This is a genomic window from Salegentibacter holothuriorum, from assembly GCF_900168045.1.
Classification (GTDB): Bacteria; Bacteroidota; Bacteroidia; order Flavobacteriales; family Flavobacteriaceae; genus Salegentibacter; species Salegentibacter holothuriorum.
In genome coordinates, this window is record NZ_FUYY01000010.1 from 53,373 (window position 1) to 66,804 (window position 13,432).

The 13,432-nt window shown below is 38.2% G+C and carries 10 protein-coding genes; 2 read left to right on the forward strand and 8 right to left on the reverse strand.

The window, feature by feature from the left end; translation table 11 throughout:
* The first annotated feature begins 110 nt into the window (after positions 1-110).
* Both B5X51_RS15195 and B5X51_RS15200 read left to right on the forward strand, forming a co-directional pair.
* Positions 111-605 (forward strand): RNA polymerase sigma factor, encoded by a 495-nt coding sequence (locus tag B5X51_RS15195; protein ID WP_079722046.1) that lies wholly within the window; start codon positions 111-113, stop codon positions 603-605.
* 6 nt (positions 606-611) lie between these two features.
* Positions 612-1,250 carry a hypothetical protein gene (locus tag B5X51_RS15200; RefSeq protein ID WP_079722047.1) on the forward strand — a complete coding sequence of 213 codons (639 nt, stop codon included), beginning with the start codon at positions 612-614 and terminating at the stop codon, positions 1,248-1,250.
* 88 nt (positions 1,251-1,338) lie between these two features.
* On the opposite strand, the gene lpdA is transcribed toward B5X51_RS15200, so the two are convergent.
* From lpdA to B5X51_RS15240, 8 genes are all read right to left on the reverse strand, one after another.
* Positions 1,339-2,745: a dihydrolipoyl dehydrogenase gene (gene lpdA, locus B5X51_RS15205; protein WP_079722048.1), complete on the reverse strand. Its 1,407-nt coding sequence runs from the start codon at positions 2,743-2,745 to the stop codon at positions 1,339-1,341.
* An 87-nt stretch (positions 2,746-2,832) separates the two neighbouring features.
* Positions 2,833-4,191: an NAD-dependent succinate-semialdehyde dehydrogenase gene (locus tag B5X51_RS15210; RefSeq protein ID WP_079722049.1), complete on the reverse strand. Its 1,359-nt coding sequence runs from the start codon at positions 4,189-4,191 to the stop codon at positions 2,833-2,835.
* A 171-nt stretch (positions 4,192-4,362) separates the two neighbouring features.
* A complete protein-coding gene (locus tag B5X51_RS15215) occupies positions 4,363-5,613 on the reverse strand; it encodes a C45 family autoproteolytic acyltransferase/hydrolase (protein ID WP_079722050.1) in 1,251 nt (416 codons plus the stop codon).
* Positions 5,614-5,699: 86 nt separating this feature from the next.
* Entirely contained in the window at positions 5,700-7,406 is a 1,707-nt protein-coding gene (locus B5X51_RS15220; RefSeq protein WP_079722051.1) for a biotin carboxylase, read from the reverse strand.
* A gap of 3 nt (positions 7,407-7,409) precedes the next feature.
* On the reverse strand, positions 7,410-10,166 hold the full coding sequence (locus B5X51_RS15225) for an aminotransferase class I/II-fold pyridoxal phosphate-dependent enzyme (RefSeq protein WP_079722052.1): 2,757 nt from the start codon (positions 10,164-10,166) through the stop codon (positions 7,410-7,412).
* Between the two features lie 2 nt (positions 10,167-10,168).
* On the reverse strand, positions 10,169-10,576 hold the full coding sequence (locus B5X51_RS15230) for a VOC family protein (RefSeq protein WP_079722053.1): 408 nt from the start codon (positions 10,574-10,576) through the stop codon (positions 10,169-10,171).
* 14 nt (positions 10,577-10,590) lie between these two features.
* A complete protein-coding gene (locus B5X51_RS15235; protein WP_079722054.1) occupies positions 10,591-11,523 on the reverse strand; it encodes a carbon-nitrogen hydrolase family protein in 933 nt (310 codons plus the stop codon).
* A gap of 172 nt (positions 11,524-11,695) precedes the next feature.
* A complete protein-coding gene (locus B5X51_RS15240; RefSeq protein WP_079722055.1) occupies positions 11,696-13,003 on the reverse strand; it encodes an aspartate aminotransferase family protein in 1,308 nt (435 codons plus the stop codon).
* Positions 13,004-13,432 lie beyond the last annotated feature (429 nt).

The window sequence follows — 13,432 nt, forward strand, 5'->3', positions numbered from 1 at the left end:
TTAAGTTTTCTCGTGCTTTAGCTGAAAAATTAAAGTGGCATTAACGATACTTTATAGTTTTTTGTAACATTGCAGGCACTTAAGCTACATATAAGTGCTAACCAACTATTGTGAATAAGGAATTAGAACATCAGTTTGTAACGAACCTGGAAAAGCACCAGAATATTGCACATAAAATTTGCCGTATTTATACGAATAATCAAGATGCGCACAACGATCTTTTTCAGGAAATTACCATTCAGCTCTGGAAAGCTTACCCAAAATTTAGGGGCGAAGCAAAATTTAGTACCTGGATGTACAGAGTGGCACTTAACACCGCCATTACCTTATACAGAAAGAAAAAAAGAAGTATACCAACACAAGATTTTGATACGGTAGATTTTAAGATTAAAGCAGAAGAATATGATGATGAAACCGAGCAGCAATTAAAAGTCATGTATGCTGCAATTCAGGAATTAAATGATATTGAAAAGGCTCTTGTTTTTTTATATCTCGAAGATAAAAATTACAGGGACATTTCTGAAACCCTTGGTATTACTGAAGTAAATGCAAGAGTGAAGATGAATAGGGTAAAAACAAAGTTAAAGAACATTTTAAATCCGTAGTGAATAATGGATGGATTGGATTTATTAAAAAAAGATTGGAAAAAACGCGAAGGCAGCCTTCCGCAACTTTCCTACAACCAAATTTATAAAATGCTGTGGAAGCGCTCCTCTTCTATAGTAAAGTGGATTTTTTTAATTAGCATAGTGGAGTTTCTTTTTTGGGCACTTATTACTGTTTTCATGGCAGACCATGAATATTGGGAAGAGATGGAGCGTATTCACCTAAAAGAATTTACGGTAGCCACTTATGTAATTAATTATGCCATTACCTTTTTCTTTATCTTTTGTTTTTATAAGAATTATCGAAAAATTTCTTCTACAGATAATGCGGCTCAATTGATGAAAAACATTTTGCAAACCAGAAAGACGGTTAAGTATTACATAGGTTATATTTTAATTTCTACAGCCTTAGTTGCCTTAATCTATACTTATTTTATGATGGATTATCATGTTTCCAGCACTGTTGTAGATGATATGGAAAAATATAGTTTTACTCCGCTACAGTGGTTAATGTTTGCCGGAATTATGATTGGTGGTCTCGCTGTTTTCCTTGGTTTAATATGGTTATTCTACCGAGTGGTCTACGGAATTCTACTAAGAAGATTGAATAGAAACTATAAAGAACTCAAGAAGTTGGAGATTTAGAATAACTGATTTCTTATAAATAAAAAAAAGTGGCTGTTTGAAATTCTAACAAACAGCCACTTTTTTTATAAGTTATTTTTAAAACCGATTATACGTGAAGCGCACGATTATCGGTAGCAGCAAGAGCTGCTTCCTTAACGGCTTCAGCATAAGTTGGGTGGGCATGACTCATTCTTGCTATGTCTTCAGCAGATGCTCTGTATTCCATTGCAACAACAGCTTCAGCAATAAGATCGGCGGTACGTGCACCAATCATATGCACGCCTAAAACCTCATCGGTCTTTTCATCGGCAAGGATTTTTACAAATCCGTCTGTATCTCCACTTGCCCTGGAACGTCCAAGAGCACGCATTGGGAATTTCCCTTCTTTATATTTCACCCCATCTTCCTTAAGTTGTTCTTCGGTTTTTCCTACGGAAGCAACTTCAGGCCAGGTATAAACAACACCCGGAATTAAATTGTAATCAATATGTGGTTTTTGTCCGGAAATGATTTCAGCAACAAAACTTCCTTCCTCTTCAGCTTTATGTGCCAGCATCGCGCCTTTTACCACATCTCCAATAGCATAAATATTATCTACATTCGTTTGCAGATGTTCGTTTACTTCAATTCTACCTTTATCATCAACTTTTACTCCGGCACCATCAGCATTTAAACCATCGGTAAAAGGTTTACGCCCTACAGAAACCAGGCAGTAATCTGCCTTTATTTCAATCTCTTTATCCTTTTTATCATCAGCTTTTATAATGATCTCATCACCTTTTCGCTCAACTGATTTCACTTTGGTTGAAGTATGAAATTTTACTCCTTGTTTTTTAAGCACTTTTTGAAGTTCTTTTGAAAGTGCGGCATCCATTGTAGGAATAATTCTATCTAGAAATTCTACAACAGTAACCTCAGCTCCCAAACGACGGTAAACCTGACCTAATTCCAGGCCAATTACACCACCGCCAATCACGACCATGTGTTTAGGAATTTCCTTTAATTTTAAAGCTTCAGTAGAAGTAATCACTCGCTCTTTATCCAGCTCGATAAACGGAAGGTTTGCCGGTTTTGAACCTGTAGCGATAATTGTTTTCGCAGCCTCGATGGTTTCGGTTTCACCATCGTTTTTCTCAATATTGATGTGGGTTTTATCTTTAAAAGATCCTACTCCTTCAAAAACATCAATTTTATTTTTATCCATCAGGAACTTCACTCCGTCGCAAGTTTGACTTACTACTGAAGATTTACGTTCCATCATTTTCTCAAGGTTTACTTTAACCTCACCAGGGATTTCTATTCCGTGCTCTTCAAAATGTTTTACGGCATCGTGGTAATGATGAGAAGAATCCAAAAGAGCTTTACTTGGAATACAACCAACATTAAGACAGGTTCCACCTAAAGTTGAATATTTTTCTATGATAGCAGTTTTCATTCCCAATTGTGCGCAGCGAATAGCGGCCACATAACCTCCGGGGCCTGAACCTATAACTGCAACATCATATTTACTCATAATTTTATGTTTTACGTTGATTTTTTAACAAAGTAAAACAAAAGTACAACTATTCGTGGCAATGACCAATGCGTAAAAAATTATGCTTTAGGCTTTAACATAAACTGTTTTCTTATTAACAAACTCCATCATTCCATCTTTTGCTAACTCGCGTCCATAGCCAGATCGCTTGGTTCCACCAAACGGAAGCCTGGGGTCTGATTTTACCAGCTCATTAACAAAATAAGCGCCATCACTAACACTGCCCGCCATTTGCATAGCTTTTTCAATATCTTTTGTGAAAACCGTAGTTCCCAGTCCAAACTTTGATTTCTCTGAAAGTTCAAAAGCCTCATCAATGTTTTTTGCTTTAATCATTGCCGCCAGGGGTCCAAATGTTTCTTCATCAAAGGCAGGCATTCCCGGTTTTACATTTCCTAAAATAGTTGGCTGGTGGAAACATTCGTTTTGTTCACCTCCAAGTAGTAATTCCGCTCCTTTATCAATAGACCTTTTAACCTGGCTTTGAAGTTGATCTGCCAGATCTTTTCTGGCAAGCGGACCAACCTGGGTAGCATCATCCATAGTGTCGCCGGCTTTTAACAAGCTTACTGCTGTTTTGAATTTCGATACAAATTCATCATAAATTCCTTCCATCAAAATAAAGCGCTTCGCTGCGATACAGCTTTGTCCGCAGTTTAGCATCCTGGCGGTTAGAGCTGTTTTTACAGCCTGGTCAATATCTGCATCTTCCCAGACAATAAAAGAATTATTGCCCCCCAGTTCCAGCAAACTCTTTTTAATATATTTCCCCGAAAGTTGCGCCACGGCAGCTCCCGCAGCTTCACTTCCGGTTAAGGTAACTGCCTGCACTGCATCGTGAGCAATGATCATTTCTGTTTGATCATGATGCGCAATTAAATTCTGAAAAACTCCAGGCGAATAACCGGCTTTTTTAAAAACGTCTTCAATCATTGAAGCACATCCAAAAACATTTGGAGCGTGCTTTAAAATACCGGTGTTCCCGGCGGTTAGTGTAGGAGCAGCAAACCTAAAAACCTGCCAGAATGGAAAATTCCATGGCATAATGGCAAAAACAGTTCCTATCGGGTCGTGCCTTACATAACTGTGAGTGGCATCTGTTTTTATTTCTTCCTGCTGAAGGAAATCTGAAGCATTTTCAGCATAATAATCACAAACCCAGGCGCATTTGTTAACCTCAGCTCTAGATTCAGAAATTGGTTTTCCCATTTCCTGAGTGATCATTTTAGCATAGTCTTCCAGGTTATCTTTTAATACCTGCCCAGCTTTCTGTAAAAGTTCGGTTCTGAAAGAAAGCGGCTGCTTACTCCAGTCCTTAAAAGCCCCTCCAGATTGTTCCAGGACCTTTTTGGTTTCTTCAGTGCTTTGTGCTGTATACTTTCCAACTTGCTTCCCAGTATATGGGTTTACGCTATAAAATTCCATTGTGTTTTATTTTAAAGTAGTTGATGAAAATTGGCAAAAAGGCCTGAGGAACTCCAATAAGTTAGATCTCAGAATAAATTTCGGAGCAGGCTCTGAAACAAGTTCAGGATGACTGATTTGATATTTTTTCGAAAATCTATTTTTATTATTTTTTATGGGAAATCACTATAATCAACTACTCCAGGAATCGGTATATTCTGAACCCATTTTGCTCCAAAAGCCCGCTACTGCCTGCCAGGATACTTCTCCATTATCAATTATTTTTCCTCTTAAATTCTCAAGTTCACGCTCGTTTGTTGATGGATGAGCCTGTGCCATTGCATTTACCATAATTTCGGTTATGGATTCCTGCCAATCTAAATTTTGGGAAGTTTGATCTTCAAAAGGATCTTCTACAGTTTTAATAGTTTCCACAACTTCCTGTTTCCATAATTCTGGTGTAACTTTAGCCTGTTTATAATTTATAAGTCTGTACACTTCCTGAAAATTATCGAAAGTCTGTACTACCGAAGTTCCAGGCCAGCGAAGTATCACTTTGCCTTCTAATGGACGGTATACGGAAGTAAATAAAGTTCCGAAACCTTCCTTAAACTTGGTGTTATAAAGAGGTGCCTTAAGAAAGGCATCGGCTACCTGATTTGAACTCACATTTTTAACTGAAAGCATCTTTTTCAGAAAAGAAGACCTTTCCAGGGTTTTATTAAAAGCAGCGTTTTCCGGCCAGTCTACAATTCCCTGGTGATTGGTAGTAAAAGAGGCATCAGTAATTACAGGAGTTTTATCTGGTGCCAATTGTACGGTTCTAAATTTTCCTGTTTTATCTACAACGGTCACGTTGTAAGACATATGCGAGGGAATTCTTTTTAAAGCCGCAACGGCTTCATCAACATTACTGCAAAATTCCAATACATAACGCAGAATAAAAGGAATACCGAAGCCTACTCCAACCTCTTTTCTTCCTCCAAAAGTTAGGGATACAGCCAGGCCATCATCGTTCATACCATCCACAACTCCAATAAGACAGTCGCTGGTTGCGATCACTTTCTTCTTATTCCAGCAGGTAAGCAATTGCGTTCCTTCCATAAGATCTGGATGAAAATCGTAATTTCTCACCAGTTGAATATCCTTTCCGGTGGTAACCGCCTGTGAACAGCCACTTATATAAGCCGGCGGTTGGAAACCCGTTAAAAAACGCGCCGCTATCTTATCACCTTTTGCAAGCTTGCATAAACGTTGATAAGTAAGCCACATCTCTGGCATATATTTTTTAAGTGCTGCCTGCGAAGTTTTTAGGTCTGGATAATTAGCCGTTCCTTTAGATTTAAGCCAGTTTTTATAAGCCGGCCAATGGGTTTTATATAATCTCTGCCATTTAGTTCCCGGTTTTCCAGGTTCAGAAATAGCATTGAAATGTAATTGCATAAATTTAGATTTTGAATAATTGCCTCTCTCTGAAAGGTTTTGCAAAGTAGTTTTATTTTCTTTCCAATCTTCTAAATTACAGCATATTATTTAGTTAAAGTTCCCGACAATTTTGGCTTCTTTTTATCCTCTACCATTTCTGAACTGTACTGACCTCTAATAGCTTTAATCCAGTGTTTCGCTCTATTGTTAAGCTGAAAATCATCGGTCATCATACGGCCACGACTTACCAATATTCCCATATCGGCTCCTTCATACAAGTAATCTCCTTTTCTACTTATTCTTAAGAAAAAAGCTTCATTTTCATTTTCTACCGCTCTACGGTGAGTATCCATTCTATCAAACTGAATATGGCCTGTATCATACATTCTATAGATCCCTGAACTTGGTGCTTTTGTAACGTATTCTATGCTATCTTCAGTATGCTTCACTATTAACTGGCTCCATCCATCTATATTTTCCTGGCGCGCCCAACGCTCGTTTATGACATCGATATCAAGTTCATAATCTATCCCCATCCATTCTAAGATATGGAAAACAAACAGAGGTGCGTCTGCGAGGGCAAATACTGCGTGGTTGGTTATAGAGCTTGCGCCCGTAACCCTTGGATTCAATTCTCCTAAATAGATTTCTCCATTGTCCTGGTCTATCAGGAAATCTAATTCAAAATAGCCTTTGTAACCTTCCTCCCGCAACTGGTTTCCAAATAATTGCGTGTATTCTATTGCCTTTTCTCTCAGCTCGGGAGTAAATGCATTCGGGTAAATTTCGTTACCACACCATCCACCTTCGTAAGGTGTAAGTTCCTCAAACCCTACCAACTCGGTCATTAACGGAGCTACAATCGTACCGTGGCGGGTTACACAAGCTTCTATAGCAGAACCTCTGCAGCGAATGCGTTTCATCACCTTAACTTCCTCTTCTTTTTCGATCTCTTCTGCGTGTTTATCATATTGCTCTTCGTTAGAGATAAAGAAAGTTGTATGGCCAGAATCACCAAATGGAGTTTGTATAACTAATTCGTTTCCAAGATGTTTGGAAACTTCTCTTAAATGGTCGTAGCTATCTATATTAGTCAATACGTAAGGCACGCAGGCTACTCCTGCTTTTTCTGCAATACGATTGGTGTTTACTTTATTATCCAGGAAAGTCCGCATTTCAGCGGTAGGGAACATAATTTCCAGGCCAAGTTTCTCTGCAAGTTCTTCTGTTTTCTCATTAAACATTAAAAACATTGCTTTCCCGGCTCTCCCGTCTATAGATCTTGTTTTAAGATAATCCTGGACTTCAGGATGTTGCAAGAGGTAATTATTAATATCTTCAATACCTTCAAAATCATCATGCGGTATCTCCTTTTTTGGTGAAAAAACATTTGGATGTAAACCATCGAAACATTCGATATAGGTAATGAACTTAAAACCTTTTATCCATTCATCGGCTCCTAGAAGATTAAAGTTGGTCGCGCTTATAAAATAAAGAGGTTCTTCATTTTTGTGAAAAGACCTTCGGATATCCGAAACTCCACTTAATTCAGGTACTGAAGTATTATCAGGTTTCTTTTGAGCGGCTGATTTTTTCGAAGCTACCGAGGCTTTCCCTTTGACCGAACTCTTCTTTACAGCTGGTTTTGAGGTTGCCTTCTTTGTTTTATCTACGGAACCACCCTGTTCTTTAGCTTTATGAGCTTTTCCTGTAATTGGAATTTTAGTTCTGTCAGTTCCTGTTTTAATTGCTGATTTCTTTTTATGTTCAGCTCCCTTTTTACTGGAGGCCTTTGGTTTCTTAGATTCCATAATTTAGTTTTTTAGTTTAGTATTTTTTTTCTTCGAATTATTTCCCATAGAGCCCATAGAACTCACTGTTTTCTGCCGGTTTAATACGTTATCCTTAAAAATTCTTAGACCGAGATCTGCCCGGTAGCCATGAATTTCGGATACATCCAGGGCAGTAAGAAATCTTATTATTTCCTTACTTACCACCTGCCCGGGTACAAGCACAGGAAATCCCGGTGGATATGGAATTATAAATGAGGAGGCTACCAGGGTTCTATTGTCTTCCATAGCAGGTAAACAATCTAATAGCGGCATATATTCATAATTCTCTTCGTTGTAAGCGAGAAAGAAAGCTTCTCTAATATTTCCTCCAGGTACGCCGGGAACGGCCTGAAAGGAATGATGGAAATAACTAAAATCTGGCAATGGTGGAAAATCTTCCGTTAAAGATTTAATAGATTCCATACGGTTATTACTCTCCTTCTGGCTTAGGGTCTTAAATTCCTGATCAAGCTCATCGGCAATTTTTAGTAAGGCATTTGTTAAATAGGTTACACTTCCTCTGGTGGTTCCTATATTGGTCATAAATAAAACGGTGTTTCTCGAGGTTTTATTTATTTGAATATTAAATTTATCCATAAGATACCTGTTTTTAAAGGTATCCCCATCTACTCCTGTTTTTCCAATATGCAAGGTAATTTTGGTTGGATCTAGAACAAATTCATCCTGTTCCCAGGCGGTTTCCATCCTATTCCAACCTTCTTTGGAATTGTAATATTCCTTAATACCAGATTTACGATGTTGTTCCGGGATAAAATCACCGATGGTTAATACATCAAAGTATTTTTTAAGCTTGGGATGATCGTGGATTTTAGCCCTTAAAACCATAGCTAGCTCTATACTTTTTTCAACCAATTCATAACCTTCAAACTGCACCTGTCTTCTGCCAACATCAAGGGAAGCCAACATCTGGTAATTAGGGGAAGTCGAAGTATGTGTCATATAAGCTTCCATAAAGGTGTTTTCGCTTTTTTTACGAAAATCCTGATCCCAAATATGTATCATAGAACCCTGACGAAAACTACTAAGTGTCTTGTGGGTACTTTGGGTAGAATAAACCCTGATTCTAACCTTATCAGGATCTGGTAACGTAGGGCTTTCATTGGCTTTTAGGCCTTTAATATGAGTCTTGTATTTTTTCCTGTAACTATGGCTCTGATATTTTTCAAATAATTTCTGGGCAGCAAACATTCCCGTGCGTTGTTTATAGTTATAAGTAAAGCCAGCAAAGGCAAACCAGGCTTCATCCCATAAGAAAATCATATCTGGTTTAATGGCCAGTACTTCCTGCATTACTTTTTCAACATTATAAACCAACCCATCAAAAGTGCAATTGGTCAATAAAAGCATTTTAACCAGGTTTAACCTTCCTGCTTCTTTTAATTTTAATAATTTTTCTTTTATCTGTTCAAGAGGAACAGCTCCATACATAGAATAATCTTCTATTGGATAAGAATCCAAATAAACCGGGTAAGCCCCCGCCAGTACAAGTCCGTAATGATGTGATTTATGACAATCCCGATCAATTAAAATTACATCCCCCGGTTTTACCAGGGCCTGCACTACAATTTTATTTGCAGTAGAAGTACCATTGGTTACAAAATATGTATTTCTGGAACCATAGGCTTCACTGGCTTTTTGCTGAGCCTTTTTTAGCGAACCGGTTGGTTGTAACAGAGAGTCCAATCCGCCGGTGGTGGAAGATGTTTCTGCCAAAAACATATTTCGCCCATAAAAATTCCCAAAATCAATAATCCATCTAGATTTAAATACCGAATTACCTCTTGAAATTGGCATTGCGTGAAAAATTCCCGTAGGCTTTTTACTATAATCTTTTAAAGCCGAAAAAAACGGGGTTTCATAACGCTCACTTATTCCTCTTATAATGGTAAGATGAAGCTCCTGAAGATCTTCGGTACGGTAAAAAATTCTTCTAAACGTTTTTAGCGTACTGTCTTTTAAATTACTTAAAGCAGTATCGGTTACGTAATAAGTATCAAGTTCTGGCCTAAATTTTTTCACTACAGCTCCCAAAATTGGCCCTAATTCCTTTGGTGCCCTGGAAGCAAAATCTAATTTTAGAATATTCTGAATAAAAGGTTTGATCACCGGGGTGATCTTTTTGGAATGATACGGAGGCGCATAACGAATTACCACCGCCTGTATATTATAATTAAATTGAAGCGCGATCAAAGCATCTTCAAAAGAATGTTGTACCACAATCCCGTAAGCAAACTGCTCGTTAGAAAGCCGAAGGTCTCTTAGATCATGCCTTAGTTTATTATCTTCTGCATGGGATACATCTTCCACAAACATCACTTCAAAATAAGTCTTTCTGGAAACTTCAGCGCGATCGCCCTTATCGCTTGTTTCAACTGTTGGATCATTATCTTCAAGGAAATCTGGATTACTTCTATACCTATCACTTACCAGGTTCTTTGTAATCTCAGCAATTTTATTGGAAAGAGCGGTATGCTCATGCCTGTCCAGCATTTCACGCAGTGACTCTAAACAAGATAAACCCGGAAAAGCAAAATAGCATTCTACTCCTTCAATATCTTTTAATAATTTCTGAAGATTTTTTTTATATAATTTTTCGTCTTCAGAGCCGCGAGGCGATGAATAAAGTTTGGTCGACTCATTTTTTAAGTCGTTCCAGGATTCTACCCTAAATTGAGCGATATTGTAATAATGTGAACTGTCTATTTTCTTCTCTGGCATAATTAATCTTTTGAATGTAGGGCTAGTTTGTTTCCTTCAGAATCAATAAAAATGGCAAAATGACCGGACTCTGCATTGATCAAGGTTTTGGTCATTACAACCCTGCCTCCTGCTGGTTCAACCCGCTTAAGAATATCATTAAGGTTTTTACCGGCATTGAGATAAAGCAGAGGGCCAATTGCACCTGGAATTGAATTTGGACCGGTAACAATAGCTCCCCCAATACCTTTTTCGGCGGGAAAAAATGCCATAGCATAATTCCCGTCAAATTGAGTTTCCATATCTATCTTAAAAATGCGGTTATAAAAATCTACCGCTTGCTGAAAATTAATTGCGGGGATTTCAAACCAGCTAATAAAATCTTTTACAGATGTTTCTTCTTTTTGTTTTCTTCTCGTTGTTCCTCCCATGGTACTATTTTTAATTATCCTCCAAACCCTTTATAACCTGTTGGGTTTTGTGGTGGTTCATATTCATGTTCTTTCATTTTTAATTTTGCCAGACTGTCTAATTTTGTAGGCTTAATAAGCGGTCCCAAAGAATTAAGATATGGTAAATCAATCCCTTTTTGATAAATATGAAAATCACCTATATGATCTCTAAAACTCTTTAATGGTTGACCTAAGCGTAATACCCCGAGCTCCCGACTTCTTCTTACACGATTAATATTAAGTTCTAACGGAAAAATCTCTTCATTACCTTCTGCCTGGTAAATTACGCGGCCATCGGGACCGCAAACTAGCGACCTACCATTTCCGCCGGATTCCAATCCGTTTACATCAAAGAAATAACACTGATTTACAGCCGCCATCGCCCTTACAATAGACAATTCTATATCGCGGTCTATAGTACCCGTCATCGTTGGGTGCAAAATAACTTCTGCACCCATCACGGCCAGGGTTCGTACAGTTTCTGGAAACCACATATCATAACAAATGGATAAGCCGAATTTCGCCACTCCCGGAACATCAAACACACAGAATCCTGAACCTGGCGTTACACCAACTTCATAAGGATAAAAAGGAAAAACTTTCCTATAGCGGGTCACTATCTCCCCTTGAGGATTAATAACGGTTGCTGTATTATAGATTTTACCTTCGCTTTTTTCAAAAATAGAACCCGGTAATAACCAAACTTTATGTTTTTTGGCCATCGCCTGCATTTCCTTCTCAAATTCCCCGGGGATCTCCTGGGCATTATGAGTTAATGGCCCGTAGCCACATAACTCGCTAAACACTACCATATCTACCCAGGGATAAAGACTCATGGTAATATCAAGTTTCAGCTTCATCATTTCTACATTAGAAGCGACTGCGGAAACCTTCATTTGTATTCCTGCTATTGCGAATGGATTCATATATTTTTATTTATTGTTTTCCGCAGAAAATATTTCCCCCGGATTTTTCTGATCGTACTCTTTCAATATTTCAAAAAAGCAGATCAGATGATATTTTTAAACGCGATAAAATTTTACGCATTTTTCCCCCTCATTGTTCCTTTTAATAGAACTTCAAGTGGTATTTTAAAACTTAAGTATGTTTTCGTATTTGGTCTTCCAGAATATCAAGCGCCTTATTTAATTGTTCTTCGGTAATAACCAGGGGACATAATATCCTCAATACATTTTTAAAGGTTCCCGCACTTATAAGAATTAAGCCCTCTTCGGCACAACCTTTTACAATACTGGCGCATAATTCGGTATGCGGTTTCCCGGGATCATTATCTCTTATAAATTCAATGCCAATCATAGCGCCCAACCCCCTTACATCTCCAATTTCAGGACATTCTTTTCTGAATTTCTCCAGTCGCTCTGTAATAATCTTTCCTATATAAACTGCCCTTTCGTTAAGCTTTTCATCTTTCATAAATTGTATTGTAGCCAAAGCTGCAGCACAACAAACAGGGCTACCAATGTAGGTGCCGCCAATAGTTCCCGGTAAGGCAGCATCCATAATTTCGGCTCTACCAAGTACAGCCGCAATTGGAAGCCCCGAGCCCATAGATTTTGCATAAGTACTAATATCGGGTTGTACGCCATAATGTTGCCAGCTTGCCCAATGCCCCGTACGACAGAAACCGCTTTGAATCTCATCAAAAATTAGCATAACACCATGCTCGTCACAAAAGGAGCGAAGGCCTTCCATGTATTTTTGAGGAATTGGATTAAAACCTCCTTCTCCCTGAATAGGTTCTACGATTATTGCAGCAACGCTATTGATATCTACCATGCTATGTGCACTGTCTTTAAGTCGGTTGAGTTCCGTTTCCACAAACTCCTCCATGCTCTGGGTTCCGTGATATTTGTAAAAATTAGGAAAGGGAATTCGGTAAACTTCAGGAGCGAAAGGACCGGAAAAGAATTTGTAATTTACCTTACTTGTAAGGCTCATTCCCATTAGCGTGCGACCGTGATAAGCTTCGGTAAAACAAATTACGGCGGGTCTTTTTGTGGCCTGGCGTGCAATTTTAATAGCATTCTCAACCGCCTCGGCTCCGGTACTAATAAGCATGGCTTTGGTATGATCGCCGTGTGGAAGTATTTCTGCAAGTTCTTCACAGAGTTTTACATAAGGCTCGTAAGTCACTACATTAAAACTGGTATGCAGATACTTTTCAGCCTGCTCCTGTATAGCTTTAACAACAGGTGGCGGGCAATGACCCGCATTCACAACGCCAATCCCGCCGGCAAAATCTATATGTTCTTTTCCATCTACATCTGTAATTATTGCTCCTTTGGCCTTGCTTACGGTGGCGGTATTGAAAACACCAACTCCGTTGGCTACAATGTTTTTTCTCCTATCGTGGAGCTGCTGAGATTTTGTTTGCTCTTCAGTCATAAATATTTGGTTGTTCAGTTGAATGGTTAATCTAAAAAACTAGCATGCTAAGTAGAGATAGGTGTAGGGGCCAACCTTTTTTCGCTGCTTGTTAATATACCATTTTTTTTTCGTATCCTAAGCGCCTTTTAGTCTGAAAATCAATAAGAAAGGCGGTTGAGCACTGATTTATGAAGAGAAAATCTGTATTTTTTACTTTAGAAGGTGAGCTAGAATATATTTTATTCCTTTAATATTCAATAATTTAAAGAGTTTTGAAGTAGGAATTAAAGAGAATTATAAACCGGCATATTTCAACCAATTAAATTTTTCATAAAAAAATAAAAATTATTTTAACTAAACCACTCTGCACTCCAAGTGCAGAGGTTTTTTTACTAGGGACTGAAAGTCCCCAAGCTATTCCAATATGAAATTGGAATTATCATTCGT

Coding starts and splice junctions, on each gene's coding strand:
- B5X51_RS15220 (WP_079722051.1), bottom strand. CDS start 7,406: ATGGAATCTAAGAAACCAAAGGCCTCCAGTAAAAAGGGAGCTGAACAT.
- B5X51_RS15225 (WP_079722052.1), bottom strand. CDS start 10,166: ATGCCAGAGAAGAAAATAGACAGTTCACATTATTACAATATCGCTCAA.
- B5X51_RS15210 (WP_079722049.1), bottom strand. CDS start 4,191: ATGGAATTTTATAGCGTAAACCCATATACTGGGAAGCAAGTTGGAAAG.
- B5X51_RS15215 (WP_079722050.1), bottom strand. CDS start 5,613: ATGCAATTACATTTCAATGCTATTTCTGAACCTGGAAAACCGGGAACT.
- B5X51_RS15230 (WP_079722053.1), bottom strand. CDS start 10,576: ATGGGAGGAACAACGAGAAGAAAACAAAAAGAAGAAACATCTGTAAAA.
- lpdA (WP_079722048.1), bottom strand. CDS start 2,745: ATGAGTAAATATGATGTTGCAGTTATAGGTTCAGGCCCCGGAGGTTAT.
- B5X51_RS15200 (WP_079722047.1), top strand. CDS start 612: ATGGATGGATTGGATTTATTAAAAAAAGATTGGAAAAAACGCGAAGGC.
- B5X51_RS15240 (WP_079722055.1), bottom strand. CDS start 13,003: ATGACTGAAGAGCAAACAAAATCTCAGCAGCTCCACGATAGGAGAAAA.
- B5X51_RS15235 (WP_079722054.1), bottom strand. CDS start 11,523: ATGAATCCATTCGCAATAGCAGGAATACAAATGAAGGTTTCCGCAGTC.